This is a genomic window from Nodularia harveyana UHCC-0300 (assembly GCF_034931085.1).
In the GTDB taxonomy this organism is placed as follows: Bacteria; Cyanobacteriota; Cyanobacteriia; order Cyanobacteriales; family Nostocaceae; genus Nodularia; species Nodularia harveyana.
Genome location: NZ_JAYGHG010000061.1, coordinates 1 through 6,290 on the forward strand (window position 1 = coordinate 1; position 6,290 = coordinate 6,290).

General features: G+C 43.4%; 3 protein-coding genes and 1 pseudogene. All 4 read right to left on the reverse strand.

Annotated elements, in window-relative coordinates; all coding sequences use genetic code 11:
- Positions 1-260: 260 nt before the first annotated feature.
- Positions 261-755: a peptide-methionine (R)-S-oxide reductase MsrB gene (gene msrB, locus VB620_RS20655; protein ID WP_323198035.1), complete on the reverse strand. Its 495-nt coding sequence runs from the start codon at positions 753-755 to the stop codon at positions 261-263.
- Positions 756-858: 103 nt separating this feature from the next.
- Positions 859-4,701 (reverse strand): annotated as a pseudogene (locus tag VB620_RS20660) (nSTAND1 domain-containing NTPase); the annotation flags it as partial.
- 230 nt (positions 4,702-4,931) lie between these two features.
- Positions 4,932-5,783, reverse strand: a complete 852-nt coding sequence (gene fghA / locus VB620_RS20665; protein ID WP_323198036.1) for an S-formylglutathione hydrolase — start codon at positions 5,781-5,783, stop codon at positions 4,932-4,934.
- A gap of 21 nt (positions 5,784-5,804) precedes the next feature.
- Positions 5,805-6,194, reverse strand: coding sequence for a DUF29 domain-containing protein (locus VB620_RS20670; protein WP_323198037.1), 390 nt, complete (start codon positions 6,192-6,194; stop codon positions 5,805-5,807).
- Positions 6,195-6,290 lie beyond the last annotated feature (96 nt).

A 6,290-nucleotide genomic window follows, 5' to 3' on the forward strand; every position in this document is an offset into this window, starting at 1 on the left:
GTGTGGGAGGTGTGGGGAGTGTGGGGAGTGTGGGGAGTGTGGGGAGTAGGGAGGTGTGGGGAGTGTGGGGAGTGTGGGGAATGTGGGAGGTGTGGGGAGTGTGGGGAGTGTGGGGAGTGTGGGGAGTGTGGGAGGTGTGGGAGGTGTGGGGAGTATGGGAAGTTTGAACCCAAATACTACTTATTCACTGTATTTCAGGATATTTCCTATTCTCCCCTGCCCCCTGCCCCCTGCCCCTCCGCTTCTTCTCCCAATCCCTATTAAGCAGGGACAAAATTCATCGAGACACCATTCATGCAATAGCGCTTACCAGTGGGCGCAGGGCCGTCATTAAATACATGACCCAGATGTCCACCACACTTGCTACAATGCACTTCTGTCCTAGTCATAAAAAATGACCGATCTACAGTAGTGGCGATCGCACCTTCAATTGGTTGAAAAAAGCTCGGCCAACCAGTGCCACTGTTAAACTTAGTATCAGAGGTAAACAATTCTTGTCCACAGCCAGCACAAACAAAAGTCCCCTGATCATATTCCTTATCCAGTGCGCTACTACCTGCTGGTTCAGTACCATGTTTTCTTAAAACGCGAAATTGTTCCGGCGTTAAAATGCTGCGCCACTCTTCTTCAGGTTTAGTAATTGCAAACTGATTATTAGAAGTTGTCATCTTTTCTGAACCCCAATTGATATTCGGTGATAAAACAGCAGCGCCAATAATTACAGCACTGCCCTGTAAAAAATAACGTTTGTTCATAATTCTTATTCTAGTATTATGTCCAGCTAATTAACTGTAATCAACTTTTTCCCACACTCCCCACACTCCCCACACTCCCCACACTCCCCACACTCTCCACAACCTATTCCCTCCTAAAACAAAGCTGATACTCTTCTGTAGTAATATCAGGGCTAGTTTTCAGATAATCACCCAGGCGATCGCAACCATAGTTCAGCAGCTGATTCAGATTCAATGTTTGCAACTCTATCTCCTCCAAATTCCACAGTTTAATTGTGGCATCCTGACCCCCAGAAACCAGCATTTTACCATCAGGACTGAAATTGACGCTTTTAACACCCCCCTGATGTCCAGGCAAATTTTTCAGCAAAATCCCATTCTCCATACTCCAGATTTTGATAGTATGATCATCGCCAGCCGAAGCTAACATTTTGCCGTCAGGAGAGAAACTAACACTAGTCACCAAACCACTATGACCCTGGAACGTGTGCAGTAGTGAACCATCTAAACTCCAAAGCCTCACCGTGCCATCATCACTAGCCGAAGCAATATTATTCCCATCAGGAGAGAAATTAATACTCGATATACTAGCGCTATGTCCTCGCAAAGTTTTCAGCAGACGACCATCCAGACTCCAGAGTTTAATAGTTTTATCCCCACTAGCAGAAGCCAGAATTTTACCGTCGGGGCTGAATTTAATATTAGTCACCCAACCATTATGACCTGAGAGCGTGTGCAACAACCGACCGTCACGACTCCAAAGTTTAATAGTTTTATCCCCACTAGCAGAAGCTAGAATTTTGTCATCAGGGCTAAAACTCATACTCGTTACCCAATGCTGATGTCCCTTGAGAGTATGCAGCAAAGTCCCATCCCTCTGGCGAATTTCGATACTCTGGTCTGCACTGCCCAAAGCCACTATATTACTATCACTAGTAAAAGTAATACTAGTTACATCTTCTTTAGGAGAAGGTAGGGTATTAATTAACCGACCATCTAAACTCCAGAGTTTCATAGTTTTGTCAGAACTCATGGAAAAAATAGTACTCCCATCAGGGCTGAAACTGACATCATTCACACTCCCCTGATGTCCGTAAACAGTTTTCGGTAAATTTCTTTCTAGTTTCCACAATCGGATAGTATTGTCATCACTAGCCGAAGCCAGTCTATTACTATCAGGACTAAAACTCAGACTATTAACCTCATGGCTATGTCCTTGCAAAGTTTCTAACAAGTTACCATCACGAGTCCACAGTTTAATAGTTTGATCAGCGCTAACCGAAGCCATAACCTGACCATCAGGAGAAAACTTGACTTCCCAAACACCACCATTATGCCCTGCTATAGTTCTGACCAAATTCCCGTCACTAGTCCAAAGTTTAATAGTATGGTCGGCACTAGCAGAAGCGATGGTCTGTCCATCAGGGCTAAAACTGACATCCAAAACTTCTCTCATACTAGCTGGCAAAGTTGATAACAAACGACCATCTAAACTCCAAAGTTTCACCGTGCCATCATCACTAGCTGAGGCAATGGTATCACCATCTGGCGAGAAACTAACACTATTGATACTACGGCTATGTTCGATCAAATTTACCAGTAACTTGCCGTCACGACTCCAGAGTTTCACAGTATTATCACTACTACCCGTGGCTAAAATTTGACCATTCGGTGAAAACCTGACGCTATTCACACCATGAAGATGTCCTGTGAGAGTTTTGATTAACTTGCCATCACGACTCCAGAGTTTGACAGTATTATCACTACTACCCGTGGCTAAAATTTGACCATCTGGTGAAAAACTCACACTATTGACATCATTTGTATGGTCTGTGATGGTCACTAGTAAACTGCCATCACGATTCCAAAGTTTAACGGTATTGTCAGCATAACCAGCCGCCAATATTTCACCAGATGGTGAAAAACTGACAGTTTTTGCCCAAGAATTATTAGTTAAGCGGTTACGCTCTTGAGTTCCATAAACTGCCTGTTGTAGGATAGTTGCAGTTTGAGATTGAAGATTTTTCGGGATTCCCAGTGTATTTTTTTCTACTTCTCTACCTGCCTTGAGGCTAGTTACTAATGCTTCTAACTGCTGATGGGAGAGCAGAAAATTTTCCGAGAGGGAATTTAAAGCCTGTATTTCTCGTAACTGGGCTTTTTGAGTTTGTTGATAAGTTAAAACAGCCAACCCAAAAGCAGTCAGTCCCAAAATACTCATAATTCCCACGGTTCTTTGAGCTTTTCTGAGGCGATTTTTGGTGATTTGTTGTTGGCGTTCTCTTTCTATTAAACAAGCTTGAATAAAACGTTGAACATCGAGAGAGACTTCATCAATGTAATTAATATATATTTCTTCTGCTTCTGCCAGACGGACACCTTGTAATAAAAAGTCTGGTTCTTCACCACTATTTTTCCATAAATCTGCGGCTTGGGCAATTTGCCGATGCGATCGCATCAACGCCCGATTTTCCTCCAACCACCAACGCAAAGTTGACCAACAGCGAATCAACACCTCATGAGCCAACTCTACAGTCACAGAGGAACATCCCTCAGATAAATAAAAATATTCCCCCCCCCTCGAACACTGAGCGGCTTGTACTGAGCGGCTTGTACTGAGCGGCTTGTACTGAGCGGCTTGTACTGAGCGGAGTCGAAGTAAGTCTAAGTAAGTCGAAGTAAGTCGAAGTAAGCCGAAGTGCTGCTCTAAATTTACCACTACCAACTTGGCAGCAATTAACACCTGTAAAGTCCTTTCTAGCAAACCAACTGGATATTTCTGCACAATCAAATCAGATTTCAATACCCGTCGTCGAGTATCTCCCGTACCCTCACCCAACTGAGTCAACGACATAAAAATCCACCGGGCGCACTCTTGAGCCTCTGGGTCTAAACTGTTGTAAAGGCTTTGAGCTTTAGTTTCCAGCGCCCCTTTAATTCCCCCCAAATGTTCTTGATAAGCGTCTAAAGTGATCACACCATTTTCGCGGTATTCCCACAACTGTTCCAGAACAAATTCTAATAAAGGTAAATCCCCAGGAGAATGCTGTAACTCCTGCATCAGCACCTCCACCAATTCCCCCTCCACAGTTAAACCCACTTGTTCGGCCGGGTTAACAATTATCCGGCGATACTCCTCCTCAGTTAAACAGGGAGGTAACAGCACAGTGGAATCCTGCAACAACCGCACCAATGTTGGTAATTCTAAACAGGGGGCGATAAAATCAGCCCGCAAAGTAATAATTAACTTAAACTTCTCCGGGACAGATTCCAACCCCCCCAAAACCACCTCTAAAAAACGTCCTCTATCTTCACTGGATGCGGCGGTAAATAACTCCTCAAACTGATCTATAACCAAAACCACCATTGGTTCTGGGCGCTGACCTATCCAATCAACAAAGCCTTCTAGTTGTATTTGCTCTTCTTTCTCCGCACCCCTATCGACTAAGCACCGTGATAAAGCTTGCAGAGGATTTGCACCGGGGCGAAAGCTTCTCATCCACCAGTCTTCACCCTTATCCTGACGCAGTTGCGCCATTAATCCCGCCTGTACCACCGAAGATTTACCACTACCAGAGGCTCCCACCACAGCGATAAATGACTTCTGCACCAACTCACTAATTAGTTGCTCAACAACAACTTCTCTGCCGTAAAAATACTGAGCATCTTCCTCTCCAAAAGCCTGTAATCCCCGGTAAGGACAAATCCCTAAATCAATAGCTCCTGCTGGTTTCAACTCTAGAATCACTTCCCCGACTCCTTCTACAATGCGCTTCGGTGTTTGCTGGGGATATTCGGAATATAAATTAGTCTCGCCTCTACTTTTGTCTTGCTGATTCATCAGTCGTAATTGCTGATTAGTTTGCTCAATATATTGGTGGGTTTGATGACAAACATATCTGTACAGTCCATCAGCATCAATGACACCTTGGGAATTAGCCGCTTCACCACGCAACCCACACAAAATTCGGGAATTGTCACTAATTAGGTGGGCATGAGATCAAATACATTTGTATTTTTCCGTTTGATTGGACAGAATTACATCAGTAGAGTCCGTCTATTGTAGTACGCACCTATACTCATATTACACAGCGAGTTTGTAGGTTAGGTGACGTTATGTGATTTAGTTTTGTGCCGATAAATAGCAGAAAAAATTCAGAATTTGATACATTACTGATTTATGGGACTAGAATAATGTCAATAATTCGTACACAAAGCTTTGGCATGATGACGGATATGATCTGCAATAAAACTAGCGATAAAATAATAACTGTGGTCGTAGCCTGTTTGGTAACGTAAATTTAAGGGCTGATGCACAGATTTACAAGCTTTTGCAAATTCTTCTGGGAATAGTTGTGTTGTTAAAAATTTATCAGTTGTCCCTTGATCAATGAGAATGGGACTGTGATATCCTAGTTTCTGAATTAATTCACTAGCATCATAATTCAGCCACGCTGCTTGATTATCTCCTAGATAACCACTGAAGGCTTTTTGACCCCAAGGACAGCGCATTGGTGCAGCGATGGGTGCAAAGGCTGAGACTGATTTATATAGTTGCGGGTTTCTTATGGCACAGACTAACGCCCCATGTCCGCCCATTGAATGACCAAAAATACCTTGTTTATCAGGTTGTATAGCAAAATTAGCGGCAATTATGCTAGGTAATTCCTGTACGATATAAGTATACATCTGGTAATGCTGATGCCAAGGTTCTGCGATCGCATCAACATAAAAACCAGCACCGGAACCAAAATCCCCATCTTGATCTTCATCTGCAATACCTGTATTTCTAGGGCTAGTATCTGGTGCGACTAATATCAAGCCATACTCAGCTGCGTAGCGTTGCGCCCCAGCCTTGATGATAAAATTCTCTTCTGTACAAGTTAAGCCAGAAAGAAAATAGAGGACAGGTAATGGCTGTTGTTTGGCTTGGGGTGGTTGATAGACAGCGAAGCGCATTTCACAGTTACAGGTTGAGGAAAAGTGAGAGTAAAAACCCACTTCGCCACCAAAACTTTTATATGCTGAGATCAGATGAAGATTGGTCATGACTGATAGAATTTTAGGCTATTATTCCATCAAGTTATCATTTGTAGCTTCACCGGGATAATAGCGATCGCTCAGAATTTCCTCTAGAGTATAAGGACAATGTGGGGGAAATGTTTTCGTTGGTAAGTTTGTTTCTGCAATTGCTAAGGCGATCGCTTTCATATAGGCTTTAGGAAGAATTTCTTGCAGGTATGGTTGGAGACTGGGGTTTTCTTCCAGCAATTCCCACGTATCAAGTCGCTGGATGCGAATTGTATTTAACCAACTACGACTACGTTTCCCTGGTTGAAATTCCCATTTGAGTAAATGTGCAATCAAAATGCTGAGGAGATTTCGTAATTCTTGACGTTCTTTTCTGCCCAAGGCTTCAATTTCCTCAAGTGAACTACCCACACTGACTTGGAGTACCAAGTACAGTGTTGGCTTCTGTAATCACGGGGGAATGCCGCAACTTGGACTTTCGCCCTAGTTTTGGTCTTACTTCCCCTCCTACAGCAGAGACGGCTG